Source organism: Caldicoprobacter faecalis (assembly GCF_900115765.1).
Lineage (GTDB): Bacteria > Bacillota > Clostridia > Caldicoprobacterales > Caldicoprobacteraceae > Caldicoprobacter > Caldicoprobacter oshimai.
Genome location: NZ_FOXR01000037.1, coordinates 1 through 18,421, shown reverse-complemented (window position 1 = coordinate 18,421; position 18,421 = coordinate 1). Strand labels below are relative to the sequence as shown.

Here is an 18,421-nt window from a genome sequence, read left to right as displayed (position 1 = left end):
TACCTTCATCTTTAGCTCCTTTTAAAAAAAGATAGTGCAAAATTTCAGAATCAATGGTAATATTGTATTGAGCCATTTCTCATCCCTCCAGTTAGGTTTTGGTTTTTACATTTTTAATTCTAACCAGAGGGGTGGGGGTGGCTCAACCCCTTTTTACACAATTATATGGACTTAACTAAATTGAGAATTTTAAATTTATACCTTTGTATAATGTAATCGATGAGAGATACACTATATATTTTCCGATTAAGTAAAAAACTATATAATAATGATATTGCAAGTAAGATAGCTAAAATAGCTAAAAAACAGCTAATTAGAAAAGGAGGATGCTGTATGCAACTAAACAAACTTACCAACGTCAAAATGGAAAACGTAAAACTCAAGGGAGGACTATTGGGCTCTATTCAAGATTTAATCGTGAATGAAACCATCCCCTATCAGTATGATGTACTTAATGATAATGTGGAGGGGGCACCAAAAAGCCACGCTATAGCCAATTTTCGTATTGCAGCGGGGGAGCAAAAGGGCGAGTTTTACGGCATGTTCTTTCAGGATAGCGATGTGGCTAAATGGCTGGAAGCTGCCAGCTACAGCCTGATGTTGAAACCTGACCCTGAGCTGGAGAAAATTTTGGATGAACTGGTTGACCTCATCGGCAGGGCGCAACAGCCAGACGGGTATTTAAATACGTATTTTACTGTAGCCCATCCCGATAAAAAATGGACCAACTTGAGGGACCTGCACGAGCTTTACTGTGCAGGGCATATGATGGAAGCCGCTGTCGCGTACTACAGAGCTACTGGTAAGACCAAGCTCATTGACATCATGAGCAAGTTTACTGATCATATATTAACAGTGCTAGGCCCTGAGCCGGGGAAAAAGAGGGGGTATGATGGTCATCCAGAGATAGAGCTTGCCCTGGTTAAGATGTACAAGGTTACAGGGGATGAAAAGTATTTGAAGCTTTCTAAATTCTTTATCAATGAGCGGGGTAAACAGCCACATTATTTCACACTCGAGGCTGAACAAAGAGGGGAGCACGAAATTACCACCGGTGGAGGTGGCAAGTGGTTTGGGTATAGGTACTGCCAGGCTCATCTGCCGGTAAGGGAGCAGACAACTGCTGAAGGGCATGCGGTAAGAGCTATGTACCTGTATGCCGGTGCGGCTGATATAGCCAGGGAAACCGGTGATCAGGAATTGTTTGCGGTGCTGAAAAGGCTATGGGATAACGTGACCAAGAAGAGGATGTATATAACGGCAGCTGTAGGTTCGCAAAGTTATGGAGAGTCCTTCTCATTTGATTATGATTTGCCCAATGATACCATCTACGGTGAGACCTGTGCCTCTATAGGCCTTGCGTTTTTTGCTCACAGAATGCTTCAAATGGACCCTGATAGCAGGTATGCAGATGTTTTGGAGAAAGCCATATACAATGGAATTTTAAGCGGTATATCGCTTGATGGCAAAAAGTTCTTCTACGTAAATCCCCTTGAGGTGGATCCAGAGGCATGCGAGAAGAGGATGGACCACTCTCATGTGAAGCCACAGCGTTCAGCATGGTTTGCATGTGCCTGCTGTCCCACCAATGTCAGCCGGCTTTATGCCTCGATAGGCGATTACATGTATTCTACCTCCAACGATGGCGAGATATATATCCACCTTTTCGCAAACAGCAACGTAAATATAGCTTTAGATGACAAAAACGTTGCGCTAGATGTTAAGACCCGCTATCCTTGGGATGGAAATATAAACATCAAGGTTAATCCCGATTCAAAAGGGGAATTTACTATAGCAATACGCGTTCCTTCATGGTGTCAAGAGCCTTCCATTCGTGTAAACGGTCAGCCTGTGAACATAGGGGAACATATTGAAAAGGGATATGTTAGGATAAGAAGAGTATGGGAGCCAAATGATGAGATCGGTATAGTTTATCCCATGAAGGCTGTGCTGGTACGGGCTAACCCCAAAGTGCGGGAGAACGTGGGAAAAGTAGCTATACAGCGTGGGCCAATGGTTTATTGCATAGAAGAGGTGGATAACGGGAAAGGGCTGCACAAAATCATAGTACCCAAGAATGTGGAGTTTAGGGAAGTTTTTGAGGAGGAGCTTTTAAACGGAGTAGTAACCATAACCTTTAAGGCGTACAGGTTGAAAGATTGGCTTGATGATGAATGCTATAGCTTCGCTCAAAATGAATATGAAGAAGTAGAGGTTAAGGCTGTGCCCTATTATGCATGGGGCAATAGGGGGACCGGCGAGATGATGGTTTGGCTGAGAGAAGAAACCTGTATCCGGTAAAATTTGCTATAAGGGGGCAATTCATCTTCACTGTAGAAGATGAATTGCCTTTAAAAATGTGGTAAAATATTCTCATAGATTTTGCACCGTAAGTGCGAATAAAAGCCAAGTGAAGGCAAAAAAGATGCAAAGATGAATGGGAACACCCCCTTTAAGCGTGGATATGCTGGCAATATAAGTCGCTTTTGTCATGGCGCTATCACCACTGTAAGTAGGGATAGTTCCATAACATCTACACTGCAGGAGGTATAGCAAATACAACAAAATAGGGGAGGGGTAATTACTTGGATGTAAAAGAGAGAATCAATAAATTGCGTGAGAAGATGCTGGAGAAGGGTATGGAGGCCTACATCGTTCCCAGTTCGGACCCCCACATGAGCGAGTATGTGGCTCCTCGCTGGGAGAGCAGAAAATGGCTATCCGGCTTTACAGGTTCGGCTGGGACTTTGGTCGTGACCCGTGAAAAAAGCGGCCTGTGGACTGACGGCAGATACTACATACAGGCCGAAAAACAGCTTGAAGGCACGGGAATACAGCTTTTTAAAGCAGGTATGCCGGGGGTACCTGATTACATAGAATGGCTTAGGCAGGAACTTCCTGAAAATAGCTGTGTTGGGATATGCGGCGAAGTGTTCTCAGTTTCCAAGGTTAGGGAAATGGAGAAGGAGCTCTCAAAAAAAGGAATATCCCTCACCCAGGAATTTGATCTGGTGGACGAGATATGGGAGGGACGGCCTCCAGTACCACAGCAGCCGGTATTTGTTCACGATGTGGCCTTTGCGGGAAGAACTGCAGCTCAAAAAATGCATATGGTGCGCCAGGAAATGGCAAAGAAAGGCGTCGATTATTATTTGGTATGCAGCCTGGATGATGTGGCCTGGCTGTATAATATTCGCGGCAGCGATATAGCCTACAATCCGGTGGCCATAGCATATGCCCTTGTTTCTTTAAGTCAGGCCTGGCTGTTTATAGACAGAAGTAAGGTTCCTGGCGATGTAGCGCGCTTGCTCGAGGAGAATGGGGTAATCGTTGACGACTACGAAAAGATATATGGGCATCTTGCTGGGTTGAAAGAAGGCGATGCTATACTCTTTGACCCGGCTGCCACCAATAGCCGGCTGTATGATGCCATGGCAAAGGGATGTAAAAAGGTAGAGGACCTGAGCATCGTTGCTAGATTGAAGGCTGTGAAGAATGAGGTTGAGATAGAGAACCTGAAAAAGGTGCATGTGCGCGATGGCGTGGCCATGGTTAAATTCCTCTACTGGCTTGAGCAGAACTTGGGCAAGGAGGAAATAACCGAGATTACTGTGGCCGAAAAGCTGGAAGAGTTCAGGCGGCAGCAGGAAGGTTTTATGGGTCCTAGCTTCGCCACCATTGCAGCCTACAAGGACCACGCTGCCATGATGCATTATCAGGCCACCCATGAAACCTGCTATACTCTTGAAAAGGAGGGCTTTTTGCTCATCGACTCGGGAGGCCAGTATCTGGGAGGGACCACCGATATAACCCGTACCATAGTTTTGGGTCCTATTACTGACAGGCAAAGAAGGGATTTTACGCTGGTGCTCAAAGGGCACATAAACCTGGCGAGGGCGAGGTTTTTGTACGGGACTACGGGCTCCAACATAGATATACTGGCAAGGCTGCCCCTTTGGGAACAGGGAATTGATTATAAATGCGGCACCGGGCACGGAGTAGGGTATTTCCTCAATGTCCACGAAGGGCCGCAGCGCATGAGCCAGATCCCCAACAACGTGAAACTGGAAAAGGGGATGATCTTGACCAACGAGCCGGGGGTGTATATCGAGGGACAGTATGGCATACGCACCGAAAATGAGATGCTGGTGGTAGAGGACGGAGAAACTGAATTTGGAAAGTTCTTAAGGTTTGAACCCGTCACATACTGCCCTATTGACCTCAATGCAATTGATCCCGGACTCTTGAACGAAGAAGAGAAGAAATGGCTCAATGAATACCACAGCATGGTGTATGAGCTGTTATCGCCATTGCTGGATGAAAAGGAGAGGGAATGGCTCAAAGTCAAGACCAGGCCGATAGAGTAACATAGATAGCACTTAAAGGTTTAGCTGTAATGATGCCGTCTTCGAGCCTGCCGTCAGGTGTACTGGATACAAATTGGCGTATGGGAATTTATTTTCGGGGATGAAACGAACAACAAGAATTGATAAAACGAAAAGGAGCCACGAGGTTTTTATAAGTCCCCATGGCTCCTTTTGTTTTTTATGTAGCTTTATATAACGGCAGGCTATTTCATGCCAAACAGCTCCTCTTTCAGGTCGAGGTAATAAAGGTAATCTTCGGGTTTTACGTTGGGCGGGCAGCGATGGTCGCAGAACGGGATATATCCTCCTCTTTCCACCAGCGGTACAAGGCTTTCGAGGTACTCCTTGATGGCTTCTTTACCCTGGGCCAGTACCATTTTGTCTACACCGCCCATGATTCTCAATTCCTTCCCGTATTCGGCCAGGAGCTCTTTTGGATGGCAGCAGCTGTTGACTTCAAAGGGGAACAGGCAATTGATTCCGCTCTCTAAAAAGTAAGGCAAAAGAGGCCGGACGTCGCCATCGCAGTCGACATACCATATATCTATACCGGCTTCCTTGAGCTTCTTATGTATGCGCTTATAGCGCGGCACCACCATGTTTTTAAAGAAATCGATCGAGACTATAGGTCCGTTTTTGAAGCATATATCCTCCCATCCTGCTGCAAAATCGAAATCGAAATGTGGCAGCACCTGATCCAAAAAATCCTCAACTAGGAGGCAGCAGGTCTCCACCATGTCTTCAACCATATCGGGATAGTCATAACAGGCATATGCCAGGCCTTCGAATGTGAGCATGTCTCGAATCTTACCTATCATTGAACCGGTGTTTACGCCCAACGGATAGTCCCTGTCGGGTGGATGGGCTTTTTTGAGCGCTTCGATATCCACTTTCCGTGAAGGGTCATCCCTTCGGAAGCGTTCTTCTTTGCACCTTTTCCAGTCTTCAGGGGTTACGATGGAGGATTTTATGAAGTGTGGAATGGTGTCATGGCCGTCCTTTGGAACTTCAGCAAGAAGGCCGTCGCTGTTGATGAGGATTTTGGTGGTTTCGGTCTCTTCAACGACCTTTGATTCAAAAGGAGGAGACATCCATACGTTACCGCTTATTACCTCTATCCTGTCGAAATTGAAGAAGATGTCGGCTTCATGGTTGTTGGTGATGCCGTTTTCCACAAATATGGGCCATTCTTTGAAATTTTCATCCCAGTATCCAAACTCCATATTGAAGCACCGGTCGAAGGGCTTGTAATGCATCTGATTGTTAAACCGCTCGCGGTCTGTCATGGTACCCTTCCATTTCGGGCGGCAAGGCGTTATTTTTTTCATAAAAATTTCCTCCTTATAGGCGTGATTTTTATTTATTGTGCTTTATTACCCTATTTTGAAGTGAACTATCAACCACCTATAGCAGTGGTGGCTTCGTGAGAAGTTTGGTAGTCTAAGCTACCCTTATTCTCACAGAGTGGGCCACACACCCACTACTGACTATCTGCTCAACTGCAGACTCGCCAGCTACTTTAAGTTCTGTACATTAGCCATCACCCGAGAAATATTTTATCACATTTTTAGCAATTCATCTTCATCTTGTAAAAGATGGAGTCTTCTTGCATATTCTTTCGATAAAATAGATGCTAGAACTGATGCTGGTTAGGTTAGACATGACAGGGTTTGGTGCTCGAATATGCTACCAGGAATTTTGGAGCGCGTGTCAATGAATGAGGCAAAAATTAATGCACTACAAAATAAGAGCATTTTTCAATATTCAATAAAAGAAAATTAAAAAAGAGGGAGCTTTGCTGCTATTTAAACAGTCTAAGTTTTGTCTTTTCACTACGCATCCTATAAATATAAGTCTCCTCAAAAAACGCGCTAAACCTTGCTAATGGCTAAAACCGCCCTATTACACTCTATACAGGTGTGAGTCTTTGGTGTAGCGGTTGGCATAGCAGCTGGCCGCATAGCTTTCGGGTTTGATCTTCGGTTCAAAGGCTGTGCCTTTGGCCATGGCCACCATTTCATTTATTAAATCCTTGGTGGCACCTTTGGTACCAACATCAAGATGAAACTCAAAATGGATATCGCCTGAACGGCCCGAAGGCCTGAGTAGGCACTGTACAATTTTCTCAATTTTATCGGGAGTGAATAGGGCAGCCACTTCCAGGGTCCTGGCGGTTTCGTAATATATCTTTTCCCGCAGACTTTTCATGGGTCTGGGGACTACGTGCTTTGTGATGAAGCCGATGGCCCCTCTGCCGATACGGTGAAGGTGTATGGCGGTCACGAACACCGTATTTCTGCCCACCTGCGAATCCGAACCCACCGACAGGCGATATTCGCAATAAGGAGCCTGTCTGATAAAGTTGAGTATATGCTCATACACCTGGTCAAAAGTTAAGTTGTGGTATTTTGAGTTGGAGAACAATAACGGCTGTTGTACCGCCCTGGTTGCTGTAGCTTTTATACCGATCCCTCCCGAGTTTTTGGCTTATATATTATTATACATCAATTGATGCTATTTTCACAGGGTGTTTTAAAAATTTTTCTGCTGGGTTTTCCTTTATTTATATAGCAAAATATGCTAATATTTGATATATAATCGAGAATTTTGAGGAAAAATAAGCCAGAGAGGAGGGCGATGGCTGTGAAGGTCACAGTGCTTGGCAAATACGGCCCATTTCCCGCGGCTTCGGGAGCCTGCTCGGGATATCTGGTGCAGGAGGGAAGTACCAGGATACTGGTGGAGTGTGGCAATGGGGTGCTCAGCCGGCTCCAGCAGATTTGCCCTATAGATGAATTGAAGGCAATCGTGATTTCGCATTTGCACAGCGACCATGTGTCGGATATGCTGGTGCTGCGCTATGCGCTGGATATTTTAAACGTCCGCGGGCTCAGGGAGGTTAAACCGCTTCCCGTGTATGTTCCTGAGACTCCTAAAGACGAATACGATAGGTTGTTTTTTAAAAACGTATTTGAAGTGCATCCGATCCACGATGGTATGCAGCTGCAAATAGGAGAGCTGTCATTTTATTTCCAGGAAATGACGCATCCCGTTCAGAGCTTTGGCATCAAAATCGCAGGGGGGAACAAGACGCTGGTGTACACGGGCGATACCAACTATAACGAAAAAATAGAAGCGTTTGCCTGTGGCGCTGACCTCTTTATTGCCGATGCGGGATTGCTGGAGAAGGACAAAACCAGTCCGAACGTGCCACACCTCACTGCCCGGGAGGTTGGGCTTATCGCGGCAAAAGCAAAGGTAAAGCAGTTGATGCTCACCCATATATGGCCATGGTATGACGAAAAGGACATACTGGCTGAAGCTGCGGCAAGCTATCCCAGGGCATTTATTGCCCAGGAAATGAAGGAATACAGTGTATAAGACCTGGCTTAGGCTGAGGAAGACTTTGGTGATAGAGAGTTTTGTGAAGTTTTATCTTAAAAAATCGTGTTTTAGAAAAGCGGTTTGTTTTACATGCAACCCGCTGAAATCTGCTCCTGAAAGATAAGATTAAGCGGCTATTTAAATGCTTTGCACATTCGGTACGATTGACACGAGTGGAAGGGGTCTTATGGGTCTTGACGGTTTGGGTAAAACGCCCTGCGATATGGCTGACATCCGCCTATATCATCGGGATTGTGGTAGGAACAAGGCTCAGTAAGGAACTTGCCTTGTTTGCCGGAGTGGCTGCTGTTCTGGTAGCCGGTATGGCCTGGATGCTGGAGCGTAAGAGCAATGCCGGCCTGATCCCGGTATTGATTCTGTTTGGCTTGTTTGGCATTCTGGCCGTACAGGTAAGGCTGAATCCCACAAACCCTCTTGGAGACATAACGGATAAACTGGTACAGATACAGGGACAGATTGTGGAAAGCCCGAGGTATACCCAGCAACGAGATATTTACGTAGTTGAGACGCTTTGGGTTGTGGCGGAGGGGGACAAGAGAAATGTAAAAACCAAGGTTCAGGTTAGCGTTTATCCCGAAGGCCAACAAAAGGAGAGGCAGCGCTACAGCTATGGGGATATCGTTGAGGTAAGGGGCAGGCTGGAAGAGCCGCCGGGTCAGCGCAATCCAAAAGGGTTTGACTACAGGGCATATCTGCAAAGGCGCGGTATCTACAACGTTATGTCGGTGCAGCCATATAGCATAAAAAAGACGGGTGTGGGTAGTCTCCCGTATGTGATGTCATTAATTTATGCTTTAAAGAGCCGTGCTGAGGCTGTGTTTGATCTGTACGTGGGTGGGGAAGAGGGCGCCCTTGTAAAGACCATGCTGCTTGGCCAAAAGTGGTTACTGCCTTCAGAGGTACAGCGGGACTTTCAGACTACCGGGCTGTCTCACGTGCTTGCCATATCAGGGCTGCATGTGGGGTTTATTGCGGCTGCCCTGTCGTCCATTGCGGGGCTGCTTTGCCTTACAAAAAAGCAGGCGTTTGTCTTTCAGGTATGCCTGCTGTGCCTTTACTGCGCTATGGTGGGGGCTGCCCCATCGGTGGTGCGGGCCGTTGTTATGGCGGCTTTGCTTTTGGGAGGTAAAGCGGTGGGGCGCCAGCCGGATATGCTCAATAACCTGTTTGTGGCTGCCTTCTCGATATTGCTGGTCAGGCCTTTGGACCTGTTTGATGTGGGCTTTCAGCTGTCGTTTGCGGCAGTTGCGGGTATCATCCTGTTTGCCGAATGCTTTGAAAGCTGGTTGAAGTTTTTGCCCAGGTGGATGGCGGCCGGCTTATCGGTTACCCTGTCAGCCCAGCTGGGGGTATGGCCCATCATAGCTTATCATTTTAACGCTTTTTCGGTTGTTGCCATGATTGCCAACCTGTTTTTGGTGCCCCTGTCAGGGTTGTTAGTCTTGATGGGTTTTGCGTTGATGGTCGGGGCTTTGCTGATTCCGCCTATGGGAGTTTTGCTGGGGCCTCCGGTAAAGCTTTTGTGCTTTTTGCTTGTGAGGGGGAATGAAGTTTTCGCAGCCATTCCATGGGCTTTTATTCGCGTGGTTTCGCCTTCATGCCTTTTTCTGGCATGCTATTACCTGGCGATTTGGTTTCTGTCGCCAGAGAAGCCGGGATGGGTGAGGCGGCCTTTTCTGTGGTGCGGGGTTATGGCGGCTGTATTGTTACTGGCTAGGATACTGGCTCCCCTGCTGGATAATGACCTGGAGGTGGTATTTTTAGATGTCGGTCAGGGAGATTGTATATACATAAAGACCCCGGATGAAAAGTACATTTTGATAGACGGGGGCGGCAGGAGTGCAAGCCATACTGGCACGTTTGATGTTGGAGAAGACATTGTAGTGCCATTTTTGCTGAAAAACGGTGTGGGGCATCTTGACCTTGTGGTCATGTCCCATGCTCATGATGACCACATCGGAGGATTGGTTGCGGTGTTTGAAAATATTCCTGTGAGGGCTTTTATGGAATATCCACCTGGGGAGAAAAGTGATAAATATATCCGCCTCAAAGAGCTGGTGCTTGAAAAAGGCATCAAAAACGTGTATGCTTATGCTGGACTGTCGTACAGGGTGGGCAATGATGTGTGGCTTGACGTGGTGTATCCCCAGGCTGAAGGGGTACAGCCTGAAGCGTTATTCGATAGAGGTGATAACAACCGTTCGCTGGTGATTTTGCTGCGCTATCGGGATGCCACTATGCTCTTCACGGGAGATATAGAGGCTGATGTAGAGGAACATTTATCGAAAAATTGGAATTTGCCGATAGATATATTGAAGGTAGCTCACCACGGCAGCAATACCTCCTCTTCTGATGAATGGTTGGAGGTTTTAAGGCCGCAGCTGGCGGTTATACAGGTTGGAGAAAATACCTTTGGGCATCCGAGCCCTGAGGTGCTGCAGAGGCTGGAGAATAGAGGAGCAAAGGTGTTGCGAAACGACCATCACGGGGCAGTCATAGCCCGTTATACGGGAAGAAAATGGCGTATACGCTGCATGATTGATGAATGGTAAAAAGATGAAGGGCAAAACTAAAAGTAAAGGAGGGGGGCTGGAAGGCAATGAAGAGCTACAGGAAGGAGCTTTGGTTTGAGGTAAACAAGCGACGTGATTTTATCAATATTACCCCTATTTTGGAGGAATGTGTGAGGGAAAGCGGGATAAAGGAAGGCTTGCTCCTGTGCAATGCCATGCATATCACCGCCAGCGTGTTCATAAACGATGACGAGCCAGGGCTTCACCAGGACTTTGAGGAATGGCTGGAGAAGCTAGCTCCCGAGAAGCCCTATTCACAGTACAGGCATAATGTATTTGAGGACAATGCCGATGCCCATTTGAAGCGCACCATAATGGGCAGAGAGGTAGTGGTTGCAATCACCGATGGTAAACTGGATTTGGGACCCTGGGAGCAGATTTTCTATGGCGAGTTTGACGGGAAACGGCGCAAGCGCGTTCTCGTAAAGATCATAGGAGAATAAATGGGAATAATTGTTCATGGAAGGTGCCGGCTGTGTATGATAAAATATGTCTGTTAATCTGAATCGGAAAGGAGGGCAGTCGTGGCTGTATTTGCTAAAAAAAACGGTCGGGTAGGGTGTTTTATCCTTCACGGTGTCAGCGGTGACCGCTTTGGAGTGGAAGCTCTCTGTTCTTACCTGGAGGAGCAGGGGTACGGTACATATTGTTGTGGAATTGGCATAGAATTTGGCTCTGTAAAGTTGTTTAACACTTATGCCTATTTAGAATGGCTGTACAGGGCCGAGAGGAAGTTTGAGGAGTTTTACAAAGAATACGATTATGTGGTGGTCATAGGCGTTTCGGTTGGGGGACTGATAGGCATACTTCTTGCCGAAAAGTATATGGTGGATGCGTTGATAACCATAAATACCCCCATATATCTGGTTGATGCCAAGAAAGTGCTTGAAATGCTGTACCGTGAAGGTGTAAGAGTGGGTAACCCGCATCTTAACAGGATTATCATCCTGGCTTTGTACCACTTGATGGGCTTTAACAGGCTGTTCCATCAGGTAAAAAAGGCACTGTACAGGCTGCGCTGCCCTCTTCTAGTGATACAGGGGAAAAAGGACGATATCGTAGACTGGAAGAGTGCGTCTTACATATACGACAGTTTTTTGGGTCAAGATAAAGAAATTCAGTATTTCCCTAAATCCGGGCACTTTATCTTCCTTGATTGTGAGAGCCGACTGGTGTTCATCCGGTTGCATCAGTTCATTGAGAAGAGCGTGGAAAATAAAATGCTTGTGGAAGGATATATTTAAAGGGGGTAAGATACTCATGAAGAGGTTTGAAGATGCCAGCTGGAGAGAAAGCATGAGGATAAGGTTCGATTACAACAACATGATGTCGGATATGATTGGAGAGGAATACGGCATAAGCAAGGAGCAGATCCTTGCATTGCAGCCCAAGATAAAGGCTGCCATTGAGGCTTTGAAAGAGAAAAGAAAGGCCGGTAAAACCGAGTGGAGGGACCTGCCGTATACCCAGGCTGATGTGGTCAAGGATATTTTGGCCACTGCGGAAGCTATAAAGAATAGATTCGAGAGCTTTGTGGTATTGGGCATTGGTGGGTCGGCTTTGGGCCCTATAGCGGTACATCAGGCGCTCAACCACCTGCATTACAACGAGCTGCCTAGAGAGAAGCGAAACGGCTGTCCGAGGTTTTATGTGGTGGATAATATAGACCCTGAACGGATGAGAGCTCTGTTTGATATCATTGATGTCAAGAGTACGGCGTTTAACGTTATAACAAAATCCGGCAGCACATCGGAGACTATGGCTCAATTTTTGATTGTGAGGGACATGCTAAAAGAAGCTGTTGGGGATGAGTACCGTGAGCACATCATTGCCACTACCGATGCTGAGAAGGGCAATCTCATCCGTATAGCCAGGGAGGAAGGATTTAAGACCTTCTATATTCCTGCTGGTGTAGGGGGTAGGTTCTCCGAGCTTTCGCCTGTGGGGCTTTTGCCAGCGGCGGTGTGCGGCATCGATATCGAGGAGTTGCTGGCAGGGGCGGCTTATATGGATGAGCTGTGCAGCAAGGATGACGTGTTTGAGAATCCTGCTTATATGGCGGCTGTTCTTCAGTATATCGCCATGAAACAAGGCAAGAACATATCCGTCATGATGCCCTATGCCGATTCCTTGAAGTATATGGCTGACTGGTATGCTCAGCTGTGGGCTGAGAGCCTGGGCAAAAAGTTTGACGTTGAGGGCAGAGAAGTGTATGTGGGACAAACTCCCGTAAAAGCACTGGGCGTTACCGATCAGCATTCCCAGATACAGCTGTATACCGAAGGGCCATTTGACAAGGTTATAACCTTCATAAAAGTGGAGAATTTCCGCAGCCAAGTTGATATTCCCAAAGGTTATGAGGATATGCCTGCCGTTTCGTTCCTTGGAGGGCATACTTTGGGACAGCTTTTACACGCCGAGCAGATGGCCACTGAATATGCGCTTTACAAGGCCAAACGGATGAACAGGACCATCATACTGCCCGAGGTCAATGCGTTTACAGTGGGGCAGCTGCTTTATCTGCTGGAAGTTGAAACGGCCTTTGCTGGCGAGCTGCTCAACATCAATGCGTTTGACCAGCCGGGAGTGGAGGAAGGCAAGAACGCCACATATGCGCTCATGGGCCGTCCTGGCTATGAGGAGAAAAAGGCGGAGCTGGAGGGTAGGCCAAAGAAGCGCGAGGAATATATAATATAAGGGGGGATCACAGGGTTGAGAGCCACGGTTGATTGCGTGCATTGCTATCTGAAGCAGGCCGTGTCGTGTATGAGAATGGCGGGGCTAGATGAGGATTCTCAGCATGAGATATTGTTCAAGCTCATGGATTATGTGAAAGGGCTTGACAGGAATGCCACCCCTGCGGAGAATTCCACCTATGCCGTCTTGAAAACATATGAGCTTATGGGCGTGGATGACCCTTATAAGGAAGTTAAAAGACAATCAAATGACCTGGCGCTTGAGCTGTATCCCCGCTTAAAGCGAATGCTGGACGAGTATGGAGACAGGCTGCATAGTGCCCTCAAGATAGCAGTAGCGGGCAATGTGATTGATCTGGGTATAAGAAGAAGCTTTGACATCGAAGGAGAATTGCGGTACAGCATGGAAACCGGCTTTTCGAAGGACCACTACGATAGATTTAAACAAAAGCTGGAGAATGTCGATGAGGTACTGTTTTTAGGTGACAATGCAGGAGAGATCGTGTTTGACAAGGTACTGGTAGAAGAGCTGGTGAGCCTGGGGAAAAAGGTGACATATGTCGTCAAAGAGGGCCCTGTGCTCAATGATTCCACCATGGAAGATGCTATCTATGTAGGTATGGACAAGGTGGCAAGGGTGATCACCACTGGTTCGCGGTTTCTGGGCGTAAGCTTTAAACACATGTCCCAGGAGTTCGCCGATGCACTGAACAAAGCTCCACTCATCATATCAAAGGGGCAGGCCAATTTTGAGTCGCTTGAGCAGCATGAGATGGCACAGGACAGGGTATTCTTTTTGCTCAAGATAAAATGCGATGAGGTGGCAAAGGCTGCAGGAGCAGCGCTGGGTGATGTTGTATTTTTCACTGTATAGCATTTGATTATTTTAAGGTTGTAGGTAACATTAAAGCAAAAACCCTGCAGTTTTGTGTAACAAGTGAGCTCTGGTTTTGTTAATAACAGACTTTATTGAATATGCTCAACGAGATTGTTGATTTTTAGCTGAGCAATTAACCCATTGTTTCAATGGCATTTTGATGAACCGAAAAGATTTGCTTATAAAAAATAAAAGGCAAACATATGATGTTAAGAGGGCTCTGAGACTATAGTATTGATTGAAAACGGGGGATGTACTGTGGGGTTAATGGTATTGGATAATATTTCCTGGAAGGTGGACGTTGACAGGCTGCTTAAGAAGTTTCGTTTGCAGCCAGCCAGTCAGGATGCGGCAAAGGTGGAAGCGCTGGCGCGTCAGGCCGAAGAGATAGGCAGGCCCAAGGTGTTGTACAAGGAGGCCTATGTAGAGGATAAGGGAGAGGATTTCGTAATAGTGGACGGGATAAAATTGACCAGCCGCATACTTCGCACCAACCTGGAGCATGTATACAGGGTGTTCCCGTACATCGTCACTTGCGGTATTGAACTGGAAAGATGGTCCGAGACCATAGACGATATTCTGGAGAGCTACTGGGCAGACGGCATCAAGGAGATGGCGCTCTATGAAGCCTTAAAGGCTTTTGAGAGACACCTTGATGAGAATTTTCATCCCGGCAAAACCTCCAGCATGAATCCGGGGTCGCTGCAGGATTGGCCAATAAGCCAGCAGAGGCAGCTTTTTCAGATACTGGATGACCCTAAGCGGTATATAGGGGTGGAATTGACCGACAGCTATTTGATGCTGCCCATAAAGTCGGTATCGGGCATTCGGTTTGCTACGGAGGTCGGCTTTGAGAACTGCAAGCTGTGTTCCAGGGAGAATTGTCCCGGCAGAAGGGCGCCATATGACCCGGAGTTTGCAAAGTCTTATGGAATGTGATATTTAGCAGGATCAACCATAAAAAGCGTTAAGATATCAGCAAAAGGGGTTTTAAAGGGGAAATGGTCAAGCCTTTTTCTTTACTTGTGAAGCCGGCATCAGCGGATTGCAATCTGCGGTGTCAATACTGCTTTTATATAGACAAGTCTTTGCTGTATCCCGAAACTCATATTCACAGGATGCCTGATGATGTCCTTGAGCGTATGATATCCACTTATATGGCAACAGAGCAGCCGGTTTATTCGTTTGGCTGGCAGGGTGGGGAGCCCACTCTTATGGGAGTGAAATTTTTTGAAAAGGTGGTTTCGCTTCAGCAGCGGTATGGCAGGTCGGGCGCTAAGGTTTCCAACGGCCTTCAGACCAATGCCACGCTTATAGACGATGAGCTGGCTGCGCTGCTAGCGCAGTACAACTTTCTGGTAGGGGTCAGCCTGGATGGGCCAGAGGAGCTGCACGATCACTATCGCAGGACAGCTGGCGGTCAGGGAACCCATAGGATGGTGCTGAAGGGCATCGAATGCCTGCGCAAAAACAGGGTGGAGTTTAACATACTGACGCTGGTCAATGCAAAAAACGCGGGGCAAGGCAGGGGGATATACCAATACCTGAAGGACATGGGGTGCTTCTATCACCAGTACATCCCCTGCGTGGAGTTTGATGAAAAGGGAAATCCCATGCCCTACACCGTAGCCGGGGAAGAATGGGGAAGGTTTCTGTGCGAAATTTTTGATGAGTGGATAAAGTCAGACGTGTACAGAGTATCGGTTCGGATATTTGATTCGATATTGAATTTCCTGGTGGATGGGATATACACCACATGCCATCTGGCGGGGAACTGCTGTCAGTACTTTGTGGTGGAGTACAATGGGGATATATACCCTTGCGACTTCTTTGTCACCCGCCAGTTTAAGCTGGGGAACGTGATGGAGGACAGCTGGGAGGAGCTGCAAAATAGTCCCACGTATGTGGAGTTTGGGAAACAAAAGGCTGAATGGAACAGCGAATGTCAGAGGTGCCGGTGGCTTTACCTATGCTCGGGAGACTGCCTCAAGCACAGGCTGTATGGTGGCGGCAATTCCAGTAAGCTGAGCTGGCTGTGTGCTGGCTGGAAAAAATTCTTTGAGCATTCCATGCCCTATTTCAAACAATTGGCTTTAAAGGTATTGAAAGAAAGGGAACGCGCCGGCATTATTGCAAAAACAGGGCGATATGAGCTGTTCCCAGAAAAGCGGCTGGGACGCAATGATCCCTGTTTTTGCGGTAGCGGCAAGAAATACAAGAAATGCCATGGAAATGTTGATGTTTCTGATGCTTCTTAGAGTTGATAAACGTTTTTCATTTTAATAGTTAAGCTATGAGCATGCTTACTTGGTATAAAATGGGTATGTTTAACTGGCATGTTCAATTGGTACAAATTTAGCGGTAAAAAAGAAAGGCTCCTTGCTCATCGCTGCTAGAAGGGCAAGGAGCTTTTCTTTTTGACATCCTCTGCCTCTCTTCCTTTGCCTTTCTTTTATCAAAGGCTTTACAGATATTGCTCTTTGCGATCATCTCCGTACAACATGCATTTCTCGTTTAAAAAAGTGGAAGATTCTTCTTGCCAATCGAGTCAACCACAATTCATCTCCATCTTATAGAAGATGGAGACTTCTTGCGGCAAAGATGTTAAAATCCCTGTGTCAGCACCTCATGGGCTTCCTTGAGCTTCTCTATTACAGGTATGCCCTGTGGGCATGCGCTCTCGCACTGGCCGCATTCCACGCAGTTGGAGGCATCAGCATTCTCCTCGATCTTTTTATACTCTTTGCTCTGTCCTGCAACATCGTCATACATGGAGGCGTTGTTGTACAGGCTGAATATCCTGGGTATATTTATCCCCGAAGGACAGGGCATGCAGTAATTGCAGGACGTACAGCTCACCCTTATCTTGCTTTCATACGCGGCTTTTACCTTGGCAACCAAGTCAAGCTCTTCTTGAGTCATTGAATTGGGGGCCGCGTTTTTAAATATCTCGATATTTTCCTTGAGTTGTTCCATGGTGCTGACGCCGCTTAAGATGACTGTCACCTCAGGGAAGTTGTACAGCCATCTGAATGCCCATTCAACCGGAGAACGCTTTACGCTGAAGCTGTCCCACAGCTCCTGAATATCCCTGGGTATGTTATGGGCAAGCCTGCCACCCTTTAAGGGCTCCATTATCACGACGGGTATTCCTTTGGATGCGGCGTAGCGCATGCCTTCTACCCCGGCCTGATAGTTCTCATCCAGGAAATTGAGCTGAATCTGGCACATCTTCCAGTCGTACGCGTCTATTATCGATTTAAATACCGGCAGCTCATCGTGAAATGAAAATCCAGGATATTTTATCTTTCCAGATTCGACAGCTTTATCTAGGAACTTCAATATGTTGAATTTTTCTACTTTTTCCCACCTTTCCTTATCCAGAGCGTGCAGCAAATAGAAGTCGATATAGTCAACCTGAAGTTTTGACAGCTGCTCGTCCAGCAGTTTTTCGCAGTCTTCATAAGACTCCACTTTCCACATGGGGAGCTTAGTGGCCAGCTTCACCCTTTCACGGTATCCATCCTTTAAAGCTTTACCTACCACTATTTCGCTGTTGCCGCCATGATACGGATAAGCGGTATCTATGTAATTGACACCGTTGTCTATTGCATACCTAATCATCTTGATGGCTTCTTCTTCGTCTATGACCGACTGATCCGTTGAACCGTCCGGCTGTACTTTAAGGGGCAAACGCATGCAACCCATACCAAACGTTGAAACTTTAAAACCTAGGTCCCCAAACTCCCTGTAATACAACTTTAATCCCTCCCTGTTTCATTTATGGTTCTTTAAATTATATCAAATTTACAGTTAAAATTAAAGTCAACGCCTATTTATCGCTGTTTTTCAGGGATTTAACATATGCAGCAAATTCTGCATCGGCTCCGCCAATGTGGGTTATAATCCAGTTTACCACCTTTTTGCTAAACTGAATGGTAAAATGTAGGGAAGCTCCCTCATCCTCAAATTTCTTCTTTAAATTTTCAACTTCTTTGAGGAAAGCCTGGTGCATCCTCAAATGCTGCTCATACTTGGGATAGTCGTATTTCTTTTGATAATCCTGTTCGTAATTGAAATGCGTCACCACGTAATCCGAGAGGAAGTCCATTGTGCTGCCCACTTCTTCTTTGCCTTTCCCTTCAGCGCAGGCCTGCAAAAAATCGTTGACGGCGTTTATCAGCGCTTTGTGCTGCCTATCGAGCTCCTCAATGCCGATTTCCAGCTCGGGCCTCCACTTTATGGACATAGTACCACCTTCTTTCGTCCTCATTCTTTATAATATATTTTCATAAACGGATTTTGAGGCTGTAAAACATATTTTTTATGATATTTACAAGAATTCTGCAGAAAGCCTCGTCCTTGTAGGGCGGGGATGAATGCAAGGGTTGAAACTGAGAACCAAGTATGATATAATTAAACCAAATCTTGGAATTAAGAAGGTTGGTTTAGAATGAATACCTACAAATCCACACGACATGCTAAATTCCTAATCAACTACCA

At 46.6% G+C, this 18,421-nt stretch carries 14 protein-coding genes; 10 read left to right on the top strand and 4 right to left on the bottom strand.

Going from position 1 to position 18,421, the window contains the following annotated elements; translation table 11 throughout:
- The first annotated feature begins 333 nt into the window (after nt 1–333).
- Together BM241_RS10530 and BM241_RS10525 are read left to right on the top strand one after the other, a co-directional pair.
- Nucleotides 334–2,301, top strand: coding sequence for a glycoside hydrolase family 127 protein (locus tag BM241_RS10530; protein ID WP_207649006.1), 1,968 nt, complete (start codon nt 334–336; stop codon nt 2,299–2,301).
- A 284-nt stretch (nt 2,302–2,585) separates the two neighbouring features.
- Nucleotides 2,586–4,367, top strand: a complete 1,782-nt coding sequence (locus BM241_RS10525) for an aminopeptidase P family protein (RefSeq protein WP_092282739.1) — start codon at nt 2,586–2,588, stop codon at nt 4,365–4,367.
- A 203-nt stretch (nt 4,368–4,570) separates the two neighbouring features.
- Here the strand turns inward: BM241_RS10525 and BM241_RS10520 are convergent, their stop codons facing one another.
- Both BM241_RS10520 and BM241_RS10515 read right to left on the bottom strand, forming a co-directional pair.
- The gene (locus BM241_RS10520; protein WP_092282738.1) at nt 4,571–5,695 is read right to left on the bottom strand and encodes a uroporphyrinogen decarboxylase family protein; all 1,125 of its coding nucleotides are present in this window, start codon (nt 5,693–5,695) and stop codon (nt 4,571–4,573) included.
- Nucleotides 5,696–6,269: 574 nt separating this feature from the next.
- Entirely contained in the window at nt 6,270–6,791 is a 522-nt protein-coding gene (locus tag BM241_RS10515) for a ribonuclease H-like YkuK family protein (RefSeq protein WP_092282737.1), read from the bottom strand.
- A gap of 219 nt (nt 6,792–7,010) precedes the next feature.
- Between BM241_RS10515 and BM241_RS10510 the strand changes: the two genes are divergently transcribed.
- The 8 genes from BM241_RS10510 to BM241_RS10475 all read left to right on the top strand — a co-directional run bounded on the left by BM241_RS10510 (nt 7,011) and on the right by BM241_RS10475 (nt 16,176).
- Nucleotides 7,011–7,748, top strand: coding sequence for an MBL fold metallo-hydrolase (locus BM241_RS10510; protein ID WP_092282736.1), 738 nt, complete (start codon nt 7,011–7,013; stop codon nt 7,746–7,748).
- Between the two features lie 197 nt (nt 7,749–7,945).
- Nucleotides 7,946–10,324: a DNA internalization-related competence protein ComEC/Rec2 gene (locus tag BM241_RS10505; RefSeq protein ID WP_177206157.1), complete on the top strand. Its 2,379-nt coding sequence runs from the start codon at nt 7,946–7,948 to the stop codon at nt 10,322–10,324.
- Between the two features lie 47 nt (nt 10,325–10,371).
- Nucleotides 10,372–10,788 (top strand): secondary thiamine-phosphate synthase enzyme YjbQ, encoded by a 417-nt coding sequence (locus BM241_RS10500; protein WP_025747460.1) that lies wholly within the window; start codon nt 10,372–10,374, stop codon nt 10,786–10,788.
- Nucleotides 10,789–10,869: 81 nt separating this feature from the next.
- Nucleotides 10,870–11,589, top strand: a complete 720-nt coding sequence (locus BM241_RS10495) for an alpha/beta hydrolase (RefSeq protein ID WP_092282734.1) — start codon at nt 10,870–10,872, stop codon at nt 11,587–11,589.
- Between the two features lie 16 nt (nt 11,590–11,605).
- Nucleotides 11,606–13,042, top strand: coding sequence for a glucose-6-phosphate isomerase (locus BM241_RS10490; RefSeq protein ID WP_092282733.1), 1,437 nt, complete (start codon nt 11,606–11,608; stop codon nt 13,040–13,042).
- A 15-nt stretch (nt 13,043–13,057) separates the two neighbouring features.
- Entirely contained in the window at nt 13,058–13,915 is an 858-nt protein-coding gene (locus tag BM241_RS10485; RefSeq protein WP_092282732.1) for a damage-control phosphatase ARMT1 family protein, read from the top strand.
- A gap of 270 nt (nt 13,916–14,185) precedes the next feature.
- Nucleotides 14,186–14,857: a vitamin B12 dependent-methionine synthase activation domain-containing protein gene (locus BM241_RS10480; protein ID WP_242948379.1), complete on the top strand. Its 672-nt coding sequence runs from the start codon at nt 14,186–14,188 to the stop codon at nt 14,855–14,857.
- Between the two features lie 62 nt (nt 14,858–14,919).
- The gene (locus BM241_RS10475) at nt 14,920–16,176 is read left to right on the top strand and encodes an anaerobic sulfatase maturase (RefSeq protein WP_092282740.1); all 1,257 of its coding nucleotides are present in this window, start codon (nt 14,920–14,922) and stop codon (nt 16,174–16,176) included.
- Nucleotides 16,177–16,522: 346 nt separating this feature from the next.
- On the opposite strand, the gene BM241_RS10470 is transcribed toward BM241_RS10475, so the two are convergent.
- Both BM241_RS10470 and BM241_RS10465 read right to left on the bottom strand, forming a co-directional pair.
- Nucleotides 16,523–17,677: an aldo/keto reductase gene (locus BM241_RS10470; RefSeq protein WP_092282730.1), complete on the bottom strand. Its 1,155-nt coding sequence runs from the start codon at nt 17,675–17,677 to the stop codon at nt 16,523–16,525.
- A 73-nt stretch (nt 17,678–17,750) separates the two neighbouring features.
- On the bottom strand, nt 17,751–18,167 hold the full coding sequence (locus tag BM241_RS10465; RefSeq protein WP_092282729.1) for a bacteriohemerythrin: 417 nt from the start codon (nt 18,165–18,167) through the stop codon (nt 17,751–17,753).
- Nucleotides 18,168–18,421: the final 254 nt, after the last annotated feature.

Excerpts from the sequence above, each read along its gene's own strand:
- BM241_RS10530 (WP_207649006.1), top strand. The coding sequence starts at position 334 with ATGCAACTAAACAAACTTACCAACGTCAAAATGGAAAACGTAAAACTC.
- BM241_RS10520 (WP_092282738.1), bottom strand. The coding sequence starts at position 5,695 with ATGAAAAAAATAACGCCTTGCCGCCCGAAATGGAAGGGTACCATGACA.
- BM241_RS10500 (WP_025747460.1), top strand. The coding sequence starts at position 10,372 with ATGAAGAGCTACAGGAAGGAGCTTTGGTTTGAGGTAAACAAGCGACGT.
- BM241_RS10490 (WP_092282733.1), top strand. The coding sequence starts at position 11,606 with ATGAAGAGGTTTGAAGATGCCAGCTGGAGAGAAAGCATGAGGATAAGG.
- BM241_RS10480 (WP_242948379.1), top strand. The coding sequence starts at position 14,186 with ATGGTATTGGATAATATTTCCTGGAAGGTGGACGTTGACAGGCTGCTT.
- BM241_RS10475 (WP_092282740.1), top strand. The coding sequence starts at position 14,920 with ATGGTCAAGCCTTTTTCTTTACTTGTGAAGCCGGCATCAGCGGATTGC.
- BM241_RS10465 (WP_092282729.1), bottom strand. The coding sequence starts at position 18,167 with ATGTCCATAAAGTGGAGGCCCGAGCTGGAAATCGGCATTGAGGAGCTC.